Annotated in this window: 13 protein-coding genes; 5 read left to right on the top strand and 8 right to left on the bottom strand. The window is 63.7% G+C overall.

Annotated elements, in window-relative coordinates; genetic code table 11:
- Positions 1–114 precede the first annotated feature (114 nt).
- The 5 genes from ACYVHK_RS17630 to ACYVHK_RS17650 all read left to right on the top strand — a co-directional run bounded on the left by ACYVHK_RS17630 (position 115) and on the right by ACYVHK_RS17650 (position 4,142).
- Entirely contained in the window at positions 115–624 is a 510-nt protein-coding gene (locus tag ACYVHK_RS17630) for a methylated-DNA--[protein]-cysteine S-methyltransferase (RefSeq protein WP_460534760.1), read from the top strand.
- A gap of 152 nt (positions 625–776) precedes the next feature.
- Entirely contained in the window at positions 777–1,091 is a 315-nt protein-coding gene (gene grxD, locus ACYVHK_RS17635; protein ID WP_460534762.1) for a glutaredoxin family protein, read from the top strand.
- A gap of 68 nt (positions 1,092–1,159) precedes the next feature.
- A complete protein-coding gene (locus ACYVHK_RS17640; protein ID WP_460534764.1) occupies positions 1,160–1,780 on the top strand; it encodes a LysE family translocator in 621 nt (206 codons plus the stop codon).
- Between the two features lie 400 nt (positions 1,781–2,180).
- The gene (locus tag ACYVHK_RS17645; RefSeq protein WP_460534766.1) at positions 2,181–3,212 is read left to right on the top strand and encodes a Glu/Leu/Phe/Val family dehydrogenase; all 1,032 of its coding nucleotides are present in this window, start codon (positions 2,181–2,183) and stop codon (positions 3,210–3,212) included.
- A 273-nt stretch (positions 3,213–3,485) separates the two neighbouring features.
- Complete coding sequence (locus ACYVHK_RS17650; RefSeq protein ID WP_460534769.1) at positions 3,486–4,142, top strand: HAD family hydrolase; 657 nt, start codon at positions 3,486–3,488, stop codon at positions 4,140–4,142.
- A gap of 59 nt (positions 4,143–4,201) precedes the next feature.
- Here the strand turns inward: ACYVHK_RS17650 and ACYVHK_RS17655 are convergent, their stop codons facing one another.
- The 8 genes from ACYVHK_RS17655 to ACYVHK_RS17690 form a co-directional block, all read right to left on the bottom strand.
- Positions 4,202–4,492, bottom strand: coding sequence for a hypothetical protein (locus ACYVHK_RS17655; RefSeq protein WP_460534772.1), 291 nt, complete (start codon positions 4,490–4,492; stop codon positions 4,202–4,204).
- Positions 4,493–4,689: 197 nt separating this feature from the next.
- Positions 4,690–5,106, bottom strand: a complete 417-nt coding sequence (locus tag ACYVHK_RS17660) for a tetratricopeptide repeat protein (protein ID WP_460534774.1) — start codon at positions 5,104–5,106, stop codon at positions 4,690–4,692.
- Between the two features lie 110 nt (positions 5,107–5,216).
- On the bottom strand, positions 5,217–8,084 hold the full coding sequence (gcvP, locus tag ACYVHK_RS17665; protein WP_460534776.1) for an aminomethyl-transferring glycine dehydrogenase: 2,868 nt from the start codon (positions 8,082–8,084) through the stop codon (positions 5,217–5,219).
- Between the two features lie 111 nt (positions 8,085–8,195).
- Positions 8,196–8,585, bottom strand: coding sequence for a glycine cleavage system protein H (gcvH, locus tag ACYVHK_RS17670; RefSeq protein WP_460534778.1), 390 nt, complete (start codon positions 8,583–8,585; stop codon positions 8,196–8,198).
- A gap of 247 nt (positions 8,586–8,832) precedes the next feature.
- On the bottom strand, positions 8,833–9,489 hold the full coding sequence (locus ACYVHK_RS17675) for a thiol:disulfide interchange protein DsbA/DsbL (RefSeq protein ID WP_460534780.1): 657 nt from the start codon (positions 9,487–9,489) through the stop codon (positions 8,833–8,835).
- Between the two features lie 80 nt (positions 9,490–9,569).
- Positions 9,570–10,667: a glycine cleavage system aminomethyltransferase GcvT gene (gcvT, locus tag ACYVHK_RS17680; RefSeq protein ID WP_460534783.1), complete on the bottom strand. Its 1,098-nt coding sequence runs from the start codon at positions 10,665–10,667 to the stop codon at positions 9,570–9,572.
- A gap of 58 nt (positions 10,668–10,725) precedes the next feature.
- Entirely contained in the window at positions 10,726–11,271 is a 546-nt protein-coding gene (locus ACYVHK_RS17685) for a hypothetical protein (RefSeq protein ID WP_460534785.1), read from the bottom strand.
- 22 nt (positions 11,272–11,293) lie between these two features.
- Positions 11,294–13,297: a ribonuclease catalytic domain-containing protein gene (locus ACYVHK_RS17690; protein WP_460534787.1), complete on the bottom strand. Its 2,004-nt coding sequence runs from the start codon at positions 13,295–13,297 to the stop codon at positions 11,294–11,296.
- Between the last annotated feature and the right edge of the window lie 14 nt (positions 13,298–13,311).

The following is a 13,311-nucleotide window of genomic DNA, read 5'->3' on the forward strand; positions in this document are numbered from 1 at the left end:
TTGCAAGCCTTTTCGGGTTAACCCGAGCTGAATTATCAGGGCCGATTTACGCGAGTCCGGCAGTGCGCCGACGCGCTAGACTGCGAAATAGTCATTTCGCACAGCGGGAGCACCATGGACAAGCGGATCAACTGGGCCGCCTTCGATACCCCCTTCGGACGGCTGGTCGCAACCGCGAATGAGGCGGGCGCCTTGCTGAGCCTCAGTTCCGCCCGGGACGCCGAAGCCCGGGCCGCGTTGGAGGGCCAACATGCACCGGCCCTCCTGGCCGAGGTTGGCCGGCAGCTGGCCGCCTATTGCGCCGGCGAATTGCGGCAGTTCGACCTGCCATTGGCGCCCGATGGGACCGCCTTCCAGCAGGCCGCCTGGCAGGCACTGCTGGCGATTCCCTACGGCGAAACCCGCAGCTATCTGCAACAGGCGAAGGCCCTGGACAACGCCAAGGCGGTGCGTGCCGTCGGCCACGCCAATGGCCGCAACCCCATCATGCTGATCGTGCCGTGCCACCGGGTGATCGGCAGCGATGGCTCCCTGACCGGCTATGCCGGCGGCCTGCCGCTGAAGCAGGCGTTGCTGGCCTTTGAGCAGACCCAGGTAGGGCACCGCAGCCTGTCCTTGTTTTGACTGAATGGCGGTGACGGGAACGATACCCAGGCACCGCAAATCCAAACCTCGCTTGCTTAGCGCCCAATGCACCGCGTAAAATACCTGACTGAATTAATCGACTATTTGCAGATCAGCACCAAAGGGCGGTCTGCTATCGGCAAGGAAATGTCATGGATACCCAAGAAAAAATTCGCCAAACCGTTACCGACAACCCCGTCGTGCTGTTCATGAAGGGTACGCCGACCTTCCCGCAGTGCGGTTTCTCGGCCAAGGCCGTGAGCATCCTGAAGGCGGTGAACGTGGAGTTCGCTTCGGTCAACGTGCTGGCTGACGACGAGATCCGCCAGGGCATCAAGGAATACGCCAACTGGCCGACCATCCCCCAGCTCTATATCAAGGGCGAGTTTGTCGGTGGTTCGGACATCGTCGGCGAGCTGTACCAGAACGGCGAACTGGCAAAGATGGTTGCCGATCTGCAAGCCTGATCGCTGTCTCCAGAAAACCCGGCCTGTGCCGGGTTTTTTGTTGCCCTACCTGCCTTGGAAATCTGACCATGTCACTCAACGTCTGGCTCGCCTACGTCGCCGCTGTTTTTTTCATCTCCGGCACGCCCGGTCCCAATATGCTGCTGGCGATGACGCATGGTATCCACCATGGCCTGAACAAGACCTTCAGCAGCATGCTGGGCCTGCTGGTAGGCCTGGCGGTGATCCTGTCGGCGTCGATGGGTGGGCTCGGTGCCATCCTGCTGGCGTCTAGCCATGCCTTCGAGATCATCAAGTATGTGGGCGCGGCCTACCTGATCTACCTCGGTATCAAGACCTGGCGCAGCGCGGACAGCAAGCTGGAGACCGAAGGCCGGCCTGATGCCGACAGCGCCTGGGCGCGTTTTCGTATCGGGGTGCTGGTGGCGCTGTCCAATCCCAAAGCCATCCTGTTCGGGGTGGCGTTCTTCCCACAGTTCCTGGACCAGCACCAGCCCATGGCGCCGCAGGCGACCATCCTGCTGCTGAGCTTTATCGTGATCGAGACCGGCTGGATGTGCATCTATGCCGGCGGTGGCGCCCGGCTCGCACAGTGGCTGCGGCAGGGGACGCGCATGCGCTGGTTCAACAGGCTGGCCGGTGGTGCCTTCGTCGGCGCGGGCGTGCTGCTCGGCACCTTCAGGCGTTAGGTATTATCTGCAAATTCCGAAACATGAAGCCTCCGCTCACCGCCCGGCGCAGCCGGGCGCTAACAGGCAGCAAAATATCAACGATCTCCTGACGATTTAGCCCACTCCCCCGCCCCCGCCACCGCGAGGAAGCCCCGCCCAGGCTCGAAAACGGACTTGTCAGCGGCTAGCCCTACCGCCGACTGTCGGGCCGCCCTGTAGCCGGGCTATCCCGTACTACCAAGCGGGCGCCATTCGCTATACGATGCCGGCCGGCTGGCGACACAATCGCCGGCCTCGCCGTGGGGACGGTCATCGCCGCCTCCATCAGTCCCAAAACATGCCTTAGAACGGGATGCGTGCCGCGCGCCAGACCTACCGGTTTGCCGCCGACGAGCGCAACCGTGCGGAGCCAAAAGCCATGACCGCCTTTGTATTCAACGAACCGAACTTCGACCACCACGAACAGGTGGTGTTTGTCTCCGAGCCGAAATCCGGCCTCAAGGCCATCCTGGCCGTGCACAACACCAACCTCGGCCCCGCCATGGGCGGCTGCCGGATGTGGAACTACGCCTCCGAAGGCGAAGCGATCACCGATGTGCTGCGCCTGTCGCGCGGCATGACCTACAAGAACGCCGTAGCCGGCCTGCCGATTGGCGGCGGCAAGAGCGTGATCATCGGCAACCCCAAGACCGACAAGACCCCGGCGCTGTTCGAAGCCCTCGGCGAAGCACTGGAGCGCCTGGGTGGCCGCTACGTGACCGCCGAAGACGTGGGCACCAGCCCGGCCGACATGGCCAATGTCTCGCGCAAGACCCGCTTTGTCGCCGGCCTGGGCGAGACGGGTGATCCGTCGCCGTTCACCGCCCTGGGCTGCTTTGTCGGCGCGCAAGCCGCCGTGAAGCACCATCTGAAGCGCGACAGCATGGAAGGCCTGGTCGTGGCATTGCAGGGCCTGGGCCACGTCGGTTACGACTACGCCCGTCGCCTGCACGAAGCCGGTGCCAAGCTGGTCGTGGCCGATATCGACCAGGGTGCGCTGGAGCGCGCCCGTGCCGAGTTCGGCGCCGAGATCGTGCCAGTGGATTCCATCTATGACGTGCAGGCCGACATCTACGCACCGTGTGCCCTGGGTGCGACGCTGAACACCAACACCCTGGGTCGCCTGAAGGCACGCATCGTGGCCGGTGCCGCCAACAACCAGCTGGCGACTGCCGATATCGGCGAAGCGCTGCGCCAGAAGGGCATCCTGTATGCCCCGGACTTCGTGATCAACGCCGGCGGCATCATCAAGGTCTGCTACGAGTACCTGCACAAGCCGGAAAGCGAAGTGGAAGCCCACGTGCGCAAGATCGGCGAGACCCTGGCCGAGGTGTTCGAGCGTGCCGATGCGGAAGGTGTGTCGACCAGCGTGGAAGCCGACCGCGTCGCTGAGCTTCGTTTCAAGAAATAAACGGAAGACGCAGCGATCCCGCGGGCAGTTCATCACCCGGCCTAGCCGGGTGTTACTCTGCATTCGATATCTGAAACGCGCTCCGCTAATATCATCCACTCCCCCCGCCCTCGCCTCCGCGAGGGAGCCTCGCTCATGCTCGTTGGCATGGATATCGGGCACGGAGCAAGACCCGGCCCAGGCCGGGTTTTTTGTTGCCGTGCAGCATGTAGTTGCCGGATGCCGAGTTACTCGTAAGAATGGGTCAGGCTTTCATATGCCGCGAGTTGCCCCATGGATTTCGATTTCAAAGCCGTGCTGTTCGATATGGACGGCACCATCACCGACACCACCCCCTTGCATGATGCTGCCTGGAGTGACTTTGCCCGTACCCATACCGGCAAGGGTATCGCTGCCGGCGACCCGCGCCTGGCGCCGGGACGTACCACGGATGTGCTCAAGGCGGTCTTCGGTCGCGACATGCCCGACGACGAGGCGCTGGCACTCGCGATAGCCAAGGAGCGGCTGTTCCATGAAATGGCGCGCGGCAAGCTCGAGGCCATCGCCGGTTTCGTGCATTACCGTGCCTGGCTGGCTGAGCGGGGCATCAAGACCGCGCTGGTGACCAATGCCCCGTGGATCAATATCGAGTTCACGCTGGTGGAGCTGGCCCTGCCGCTGGGCTTTGACGTGATCGTCGGCGCCGAGGACGTGGCCCGTGGCAAGCCGCACCCGGACCCCTTCCTGCTGGCTTGCGAAAAGCTGGGGGTCAAACCCGAGCAGGCGCTGGTGCATGAAGATTCGGCACTGGGCATCACGGCGGGCCTTGCCGCCGGCTGCAAGGTGGCCGCCATCCTGACCGGCCTACGCCCGGCCGCCGCGCGTTCCGCTGGTGCGCATTGGGGGGTGGAGGATTACAGCCAGTGGCTGGCGCAGGTCGAGGCGACGTAGGGTTACGCTGCCAGCCAACCCTACGGCGCAACGCCCTGCGGGGGTTGCGCCCTACACGGCTAATCCAGCGAGAAGCGGAAACCGGCCAGCACGCCGCTGCAAAGCAAGGTACCGCCAAGCAGGATCAACAGCCACAGCACGATATGGTCGCCAAAGTGGCGCAGCAACGTGAATAGCCCGAGGGCCAGCAGGCCCGCCAAAGGCGTCAGCCATAACGCCGCCAGCCAGCGCCCGCTGAACACCGCCAAACCACCGACCAGCAGCGCGTAGACCAGCGGCGCATCCCAACGTCGCGCCATACGGTGATCAATCTTGCCCAAGGCCAACAGAAAAAGCGCATAGGTCAGCATGGCAGAGATCGTGACAGGTAGGGTGCAGGGTAGCGCGAAGCGACCCAAGTAGACGCCGCTTGCCGATGAGCAATACGGGCCAATCTTCGTTCGTGCGGGTCTGATGGCCCTTGCTACGGTATATGACGCCACCGGCGAGCCCGACTTATGCCGGGCGTATCACCAGCGCCAGAATCACCGCGACGCGATGCCGATGCTCAGGGTTTGACTACCAGGGCACGGTACTTCGGGTCTTCGTCCTCGAACACTTCCTCGCCACCGGTGGCGAAAGCCAGGCTCAGGGCGATCACCGCCTGGTCGAGGCGACCCAGTTCGAATTCGGCCTGGCCGAGGCGGAGCTGGACGAAGGGATTGGTGGCGCCCTCGGGGCAGTTGCTGGCTTGCAGCAGGGCTTCCTGGGCGCGCTGGTGGTCTTCCTTCAGGAAGCAGGCGTCGCCGATGGCGGCGAGGACCCAGGTGCTGGCTTCCCAGCGTTCCAGATCGGACGGCAACAGCGCTTTTGCTTCTTCGTACTTGAGCAGGGCGGCGTCGAGCTTGCCCTTGTCGAACAGCTTATCGCCTTCATCCAGCAGGGCCTGGATGGGTTCTTGCATGATGGCGGGCAGGGCGGTCATGGTCAGTCCTTGCTGAGTACAAAACCCGGCAACTGCCGGGTTTTGCTTGCGGTCGAAACCGGGAACACGCCCCGGCCGCATAAGCTGGCCGGGGTTGGACCTACGACATATTAGCTGTAAGCCTCGATGCTGGGGCAGGAGCAGACCACGTTACGGTCGCCGTAGGCATCGTCGATACGACCGACGCTCGGCCAGAACTTGTTGTCACGCACCCAGGCCAGCGGGTAGGCGGCCACTTCGCGGCTGTATGGACGCTCCCACTCGCCGATGACGGCGAACTGGGTATGCGGCGCATTGCGCAGTGGGTTGCTGTCGGCGGGCCAGACGCCTGCCTGCACCTGGTCGATTTCCTTGCGGATGGCGACCATGGCGTCGATGAAGCGGTCCAGCTCGGCCTGGGATTCGGACTCGGTCGGCTCGATCATGAAGGTGCCGGGCACCGGGAAGCTCATGGTCGGGGCGTGGAAGCCGTAATCCATCAGGCGCTTGGCGATATCCACCTCGGTCACGCCGGATTCGGCCTTGAGCGGGCGCAGGTCCACGATGCACTCGTGCGCGACGCGGCCGTTCTTGCCGGTGTACAGGATGGGGTAGTGGGCCGACAGCTTCTTGGCCATGTAGTTGGCGTTCAGCAGCGCAGCCTGGGTTGCCTTCTTCAGACCATTGCCACCCATCATGCGGATGTACATCCAGGAGATGGGCAGGATGGAGGCCGAACCGAACGGCGCGGCCGACACGGCGGTCTGGCCGCGGTGCGGGCCGTCGATCGGGGCGACGACGTGGTTGGCCATGTACGGTGCCAGATGGGCCTTGAGGCCGATCGGGCCCATGCCGGGGCCGCCGCCACCGTGCGGGATGCAGAAGGTCTTGTGCAGGTTCATGTGCGACACGTCGGCTCCGATCTCGGCCGGCTTCACCAGCGCCACCAGGGCGTTCAGATTGGCGCCGTCCATGTAGACCTGGCCACCGTGGCTGTGGATGGTGTCGCAGATCTCGCGGATGGCTTCCTCGAACACGCCGTGGGTCGACGGGTAGGTGATCATCAGGCAGGACAGGTTCTGCGAGTGCTGCTCGGCCTTAGCCTTCAGGTCGGCGACATTGACGTTGCCGTTGTCATCACACGCGACCACCACGACCTGCATGGACATCATCTGGGCGGTGGCGGGGTTGGTCCCGTGCGCCGACTGCGGAATCAGGCAGATATTGCGATGACCTTCGCCGCGAGCTTCGTGGTAGCGGCGGATGGCCAAGAGGCCGGCGTATTCGCCCTGTGCGCCGGAGTTCGGCTGCATGCAGATCTCGTCAAAGCCGGTGATGGCCTTGAGCTGTTCGCTCAGGCCTTCCACCAGTTCAAGGTAGCCACGAGTCTGGGTGGCCGGTGCGAACGGGTGGATGTCGCCGAACTCGGGCCAGGTCACCGGGATCATCTCGGCGGTGGCGTTCAGCTTCATGGTGCAGGAGCCGAGCGAGATCATGGCGTGGTCGAGCGCAAGATCCTTGTTCTGCAGCTTCTTCATGAAGCGCAGCATCTCGGTCTCGGTGTGGTGGGCGTTGAATACCGGGTGGGTCAAGATAGCGTCGGTACGCAGTACCGAGGCCGGCAGGGCGGCAACGCGGTCCTGGTCCAGCAGTTCCACGTCCAGCGCCTTGGCGGCGTCGCCAACCAGGGCGGTCCACAGGGCCTGCACGTCGGCACGGCTGGAGCGTTCGCCGAAGCTCACGCCAAGCTGGCTGCTCGACACATGGCGCAGGTTGTAGCCGGCAGCCTGGGCGGCTTCATAGGCGGCATGGGCCTTGGCGCCCAGGTCGACCACCACGGTATCGAAAAAGTGACGGGTCTGGACCGATACACCGACGCGCTTGAGGCCTTCGGCGAAGATGGCGGTCAGGCGATGGATGCGGTCGGCGATGCGCTTGAGGCCGACCGGGCCGTGGTAGACGGCATACAGCGAGGCCATATTGGCCAGCAGTACCTGCGAGGTACAGATGTTGGAGTTGGCCTTTTCGCGGCGGATATGCTGCTCGCGGGTCTGCAGGGCCATGCGCAGGGCAGGGTTACCGGCGGAGTCAACCGACACGCCGATGATACGGCCCGGTACCGAGCGCTTGTATTCATCCTTGGTGGCGAAGAAGGCGGCGTGCGGCCCACCGAAACCCATGGGCACGCCAAAGCGCTGGGCCGAACCCAGGGCGATGTCGGCACCCAGGCTGGCGGGTGACTTCAGCAGTACCAGGGCCATCGGGTCGGTGGCGAAGGCGACCAGGCCACCCATGGCCTTGATGGCGGCAACGGCGGCTTCCAGCTCGGCGATCTCACCGTTCACGTTGGGGTACTGGAACAGGGCGCCGAAGACTTCGTGATCCTTGGCTTCTGCGGCCGTGCCGTAGATCAGTTCCCAACCGAAAGCGACGGCACGGGTCTTCATGACGTCGATGGTCTGCGGCAGGGCATCGCGATCGACGAAGAAGCGGTTGGACTTGGACTTGGACACGCGGCGGGCCATGGCCATGGCTTCGGCGGCGGCGGTGGCTTCGTCCAGCAGGGAGGCGTTGGCCAGTTCCATGCCGGTCAGGTCCAGCACCAGTTGCTGGAAGTTCAGCAGGCACTGCAGGCGACCCTGGCTGATCTCGGCCTGGTAAGGCGTGTAGGCGGTGTACCAGCCCGGATTTTCCATCACGTTGCGCAGGATGACCTTGGGCGTGATGGTCTCGTGATAGCCCATGCCGATAAAGGAGCGGGCGATGACATTCTTCGACGCAATGGCACGAATCTCGGCCAGCGCTGCTTCCTCGGTCACCGCATCCGGCAGCGCCACGGGCGTGCCGCCCAGGATGGTGGCGGGCAAGGTGTCCTTCACCAGTCCGTCCAGCGAATCGGATCCGACGGTCGCCAGCATGCTGGTGATCTCGGCGTCGTCCGGTCCGATATGGCGGTGGATGAATTCGTTGTGGTTTTCGAGGGAAGACAACGGCGTCATGGTATGACCCTTAGGTTTCATCGCGCAGGGCGAAATACAGGAATGGCAAACCGGCCGCTTGTGGCGGCCGGTGGGTTTCATGTCCCGCCCCGATGGGGGAGGGAGTAGGGCTTAGGCCCCGATTTCCTTGCCGTAGGCGGCGGCGTCCATCAGGCCGTCCAGGTCGGCGGGGTTGGCCGGCTTGATCTTGAAGAACCAGCCTTCGCCGTAGGGGTCGCTGTTCACGATGTCCGGTGTGTCAGCCAGAACTTCGTTCACGGCCACAATTTCACCGGCGATGGGGGCATAGACATCGGAAGCGGACTTGACCGATTCCACGACGCCGGCGCCACCGTCGGCAGCCAGCTTGGCGCCAACAGACGGGACTTCTACGAACACCACGTCACCGAGCAGGCTCTGGGCATGGTCGGTAATGCCCACGGTCACGACGCCGTCGGCTTCGACGCGCAGCCATTCGTGGCTGGCTACGTATTTCAGATCGCTAGGAATATTGGTGCTCATGGGGTCGCTTCCATTTGCTTGGGCGCGGGTGGCGCCAGGTTTTGGGGTCGGCCTGGAACTGGTGTCTTAAGCCCTGGCCGGGAAGAATTGGCGCGGATTCTATCAAATCTGTAGCGGGTTCCGCTGCCCTTACAAGCACTTGCCGCCGGGCGGGGCGGCAGGTGCCTATGTTTCACGTGCAACATAACGCCTGCAAGGGGTTGGGAGATGTCACCCCAGCATAGGCAATATTCATCGCGGAGCCGGCCTATTTGCCGGCAGTCTTGTCCTTGGCGCGATCCGTTGCCAACAGTTCATTGATGGTACTGAACAGTCGCTGGCCGTCTTCGTCACCTTCGTGCACCTGTACCAGGTAACGACCATTGACGACAAAGCCGGGCACGCTACGGACCTGCAGAAGACGACCCAGTTCATTGACGCGGTTAAGCTGTCCCTGCATACCAAAGGATTGGTAGACGGCTATGAATTGCTTGCGATCAAGCCCCTGATTGGCGATCCAGTTGAACAGCGCGTCTTCATCCCGCAATTCGACTTGCTTGGCCGAGACCGTAGCAAACACCTTGGGGACAAGCGGCTCGCTTTTGCCTAGCATTTTCAGCGCATAGAAAAGCTTGGCATAGCCCAACCAGTCAGTGCGCCCGCTTGGTGCGATATGTTCACGGCGGAACACCACATCGCGCGGCAGTTTGGCAGCCCAGGCTTCGACAAACGGCTCGTAGTGCTGGCAATGCGGGCAACCGAAGGAGAAGAACTCGATGACCTCACCCTTGCCGACCTGCTCGACGGGTTGTGGACTGGGCAGGACGACGTAGTCGATGCCCGCTTGCAGGGCAGCGCTGGCGTGCAGACCCGCCGCCAGGAACAGGGCGGGAAGGATGCGGCGGAGCAGTTTGGTGGCAGGCATGAGCTGTTCAATACTGGCTATGGTTAGCAGGCAAGGACACACATGAAACAGCGCGGCGCCGGGCGCCGCGCCTGAACTGCTTACTCGTAGACCTTCTTGCCATTCCGGACGAAGGGCATCTTCACCACGCGGGCCGGTTGCAGCGTGCCGCGCACGTCGACCTCGACTGCGTCGCCAACCTTGACCGCCAGCGGCACACGGGCCATGGCGATGGAGACCTGCAGGCTGGGGGAGAAGGTGCCGGAGGTGATCTCACCCTCACCAGCGGCGGTAACGACCTTCATGTGACCGCGCAGCACGCCCTTGCCTTCGTAGACCAGGCCGACCTGCTTGAGCAAGGTACCACCTGCGGCGCGGTCGGCTTTTTCCTTCTCGACCACGCTACGGCCGACGAAATCGCGGCTGGCGGGTTCCCAGGCGATGGTCCAGCCCATGCCGGCGGCGAGTGGCGAGACGCTGTCGTCCATTTCGTTGCCGTACAGGTTCATGCCGGCTTCGAGGCGCAGCGTGTCGCGCGCACCCAGACCAGCCGGCGCGACGCCGGCGGCAATCAGGGCGTTCCAGAACGGGATGGCCTCGACGGCGGGCATGGAGATTTCCAGGCCGTCTTCACCGGTGTAGCCGGTACGGGCAAAGAACCACTCGCCCTGCGGCAGGCCGACGAACACCTGCAGGCTGTCGATCAGCGCGGCAGCATCCGGACGGGCAGCCTTGGCCTTGGCGATGGCGTTGGGGCCTTGTACGGCGATCATGGCCAGGTCGCGACGCGGGGTCAGCTCGACACCGAAATCCTTAGCGATCGGGCTCATCCAGGCCAGGTCCTTGTCGGTGGTGCCGGCGTTGATGACAACGCGGTAGCCCCAGCTGGTGCGGTAGACGATCAGGTCGTCGATTACGCCGCCATCGGCGTTGAGCATCCCGGAATACAGCGCCTTGCCGTCGAAGCCAAGCTTGGCGACATCGTTGGCGATCAGCTTCTGGAAGAACTCGGTGGCGCGTTCACCGCGCACATCGACCGCGGTCATGTGCGATACGTCGAACATGCCGGCGTCGGTCCGCACCGCCTCATGCTCCTTGATCTGCGAGCCGTAGTTGATCGGCATTTCCCAGCCGGCAAAGTCCACGATCTTGCCATTGGCAGCCAGGTGGGCATCAAAGAGAGGGGTGCGGTTAGCCATGTTGTCTTCCTTGTGAGAATGCAAATCGGCCGCCTGGATCTAGGCGACTCTTGGAGGTTCAGGCGGGTTTATAGACGAAACAACCATCGAGCAGGTACTCGCCCTGCCCGACCCGGCCATCGGGTTCGATACGATCAAACGGAATCTCGCGGCCATCCACCAGGATATAGGCAGGGATGGGCTTGCCCTGGTACTGGCCCAGCGTGGTGTCGGCGCGCGGGTAGTCGACGTTCGATACCACCGGCGCGGGCGGCGGGGCTTCCTTCGCCAGTTGGGCGAGGCCCTGCTCATGCGCGGCGCGTTCGGCCGGGTTCTCCGGCAGGCTGCGCAGGTAGAGCTTGAACAGGAAGTGCGGCAGCACCACGCGGCGTACGCGCTTCTGATCGTCGATTACGCATGCTATGCCGAAACGCGCATGGCAGGCCGGGCAGTGGGCCGTGGCCGCCAGCGCCAGGTGGGCTTCCACCACCCGGGCGATGCCATGCATATGGCGGGCATGCAACATGTGCTGGCACTTGATGCAGGGCTTGGAGAACTGCTTGACCAGGGTGCCGTTCGGAAACCGGACCGGTAGGAAATGGTCGATACGATTACTGGGACGCATGCTATCTACTGTCCTTGATATCTCAGCCAGCCGCCGGCGGTTCGACCGCCACCGCAGCTTCCTCGGCGACGACGACAGCCACTTCGGCTGCCAGCTCCGGATCGGCTTCCGCCTCTGCCTCGGCCGTTTCGGCGATTTCTTCCTCATCCTCGACCACCGCAACCGGCTCGCCGGCTTCAAGCAGACGGCATTCCAGCGCCAGGTCCAGGTAGTCGGTGCCGATCAATTGAAGTTTGACCGGGGTGCCACGAGCCAGTTCGGGCAGGCCGGCAATGCGCAGGATCAACGGAATACCGTCGAAACGGACCAGGTTCTCCTTGATGACGGTCGCGCCGATCTCGTTCACGCCCTGCTGCTCCAGCCACTTGAGGCACCAGTAGCGCTCCATGCGGCCCTGGAACTCAGCATAGGCGTTGTAGGTGGTGTCGAAATCTCGCAGGGCGGCGAACAGCATGGGGTCGCGCTGCGGATAACGCGGTGCATCACCACTCAGCATGGCCAGCAGTTGTTGCTGGTTGATGAAGTCGGCCGCGCGACGCAGCGGCGAACTGGCCCAGGCGTATTGCGCCACACCCAGGCCGATATGCGGTGCTGGCTGGGTGGTCATGCGCACCCGGCCCATGGCCTGGGCACGATAGATGGCGGGGATGCGGGCATCGGCGAGCTGTTTGCCCCAGGTGCTGTTGCACAGGATCATCAGCTCGGCCACCAGCTTGTCCATCGGGCTGCCACGCTTGCGCGGATAGATGCGCACGCGCTTCTCGCCGGCCTCGTCGCGGTCGATGGCAAAGCTGTAGTCCGGGCGTTCAACGCGATTCGGATCGTGCTTGCCACGGGCGATCTCCAACGAGATCGCGAAGCGCCACAGGAACAGCAGCTCGTCCTTCCAGCGGTAGTCAGGGCCGCCGTCCGGCAATGCCACTGTCTCTTCGTTGAATACCGGGTCCAGATCATGATGGCGCAGGTTGGCGGCGATATGCACACGGTCCAACCGGCTCTCGGACGCGACGATCTCGAGTTCCGGTGTGACGGTGACGTAGAGGCTTACCGCCGGGCAGTCGCGCCCCTCGGCCAGCGTGAAGTTCTCGACCACGCTGTCGGGCAGCATGGTGATCTTGTCGCCCGGGAAGTAGACGGTAGACAAACGGGCCAGCACCACCTGCTCCAGCGTGGAGGCAGCCTGCACGCCCAGCGTGGGCGCGGCGATATGGATGCCGACGCGGATATTGCCATCCGGCAGACGGGTGACCGACAGCGCGTCGTCGATCTCGGTGGTAGCGGCATCGTCGATGGAGAAGGCCTGCACGCCGGCGTCCGGCAGCTCGGCCGTGACCGTCGGCAACTCGATGTTCGGGAAACCGGTGCCCTTGGGGAAGTACTCACTGAGGAAACCGTCCAGCAGCCAGTCTTCCACGCTCGGGATCGCACCGCAGCTTTCCAGCAGGCGCAGCGGCGACTTGTGCGCGGCATCGGCGGCGGCGGCGACGGCCTTCCACTCGATGGTGTTCTTGTCGGGGCGGTGCAGCAGGGCCTTGATGTGCGAGCGCAGCGCTTCGGGCAGCTTGCCGGCGACAAGCTCGGCCTGCCATTCGGCCATCAGCGCGGCTTCACGCGCCTTTTTCTCCTGGCCGGACTTGGCGGCCTTGAGGTTGTCCTCCGGCGCAGCCTTGTAGCGGCCCTTGCCCTTGCGATAGAAGTACATGGGTGCGCCGTGCAGGCGCACGCACATGGCGGCGGATTCCAGCGGCGTCGGGTTGGCGCTGAAGTATTCGCGCGCCAGATCCAGGAAACCGAATTCCTCGGTGCCGGCAACCTCCCACAGGAAGTCCAGGTCCAGGTCGGCCGCCAGTGCCGTCGCCTGGGGGATGAAGTCGGCCAGGGCGATCTTGTCGAAGCGCAGCCGGACATCGGCAGTCTTGATCTTGCTGCGTTTGCCGCGCGCATCCTCGACCTGCAGGTTGGCGTCAGATTCGCTCATGATGGCGGCGACCTTGAAGTCACCGCTCTCTTCGAAGAATACGTTCATGCGAGGCTGCCCGG

It is taken from the genome of Chitinimonas naiadis, assembly GCF_054780835.1.